Origin of the sequence: Rubritalea profundi (assembly GCF_002954445.1) — a bacterium.
Lineage (GTDB): Bacteria > Verrucomicrobiota > Verrucomicrobiia > Verrucomicrobiales > Akkermansiaceae > Rubritalea > Rubritalea profundi.
Genome location: NZ_MQWA01000001.1, coordinates 1,649,554 through 1,650,282 on the forward strand (window position 1 = coordinate 1,649,554; position 729 = coordinate 1,650,282).

Genomic DNA, 729 nt, shown 5'->3' on the forward strand with positions numbered 1-729 from the left:
CAGCCATCTTTTTTTCAGGCTGTCGTTCGTTTGCTTGTCCCTCCTCGGTACGGTCTCACAGCTCAAGGCTGGTAAGGAAAAAAAGCCGGTTGAAAAAAGGTGGTCAGAGACCATTGAAGGCAAAGTCGTCAAATTCATGACCCTCGATGGAATCATGGTCCACGAAAAGGATCAAAAAAAGCAACCTTTGCCAACAATCGTCACTCCTGGCACCCCCAGTACTCAGGAAAAAATCGGCACCGCTCCTTCCGATGCAGTTGTCTTGTTCGATGGCACCAAGAAATCGATGGATAACTGGCACGCACCCGGCCCAAGCACCCGAATAACGATTGGAAATTGCTCGGAGATGGCTCCATGGAAATTGTGGTCAAAGCTGGCTCTATCAAATCCAAACAGAAATTTGGCTCCTGCCAGCTCCACCTCGAATGGATGTCGCCAGCCGACGCCAAAGGCGATGGCCAGAGCCGAGGCAATAGCGGCGTTTCGCTGATGGACAAATATGAAGTGCAGATTCTCGACTCGTACAATGACCTCAGCCCAACCTACGCCGACGGCCAGGCCGGCGCACTTTACGGACGCTCGAAACCAGCCTTCAACGCCTGCCGGAAACCCGGTGAGTGGCAAACATACGACATCCTCTTCACCCGCCCGATCTTCGATGATAAAGGCAAAGTAATCAGGCGTGCTAAATTTGTCGTTCTCCACAACGGCATCTTTATCCAGGATAAG

Annotated in this window: 1 protein-coding gene and 1 pseudogene; both read left to right on the forward strand. The window is 51.7% G+C overall.

Translation table 11 applies throughout. The features are described from left to right. Nucleotides 1-490, forward strand: a pseudogene (locus tag BSZ32_RS19695) (hypothetical protein); the annotation flags it as partial. After that, nucleotides 382-729 (forward strand): 3-keto-disaccharide hydrolase (locus BSZ32_RS07190; RefSeq protein ID WP_240610702.1); only part of this gene is annotated, 348 nt, incomplete at its 3' end. The pseudogene BSZ32_RS19695 and the gene BSZ32_RS07190, both read left to right, overlap by 109 nt.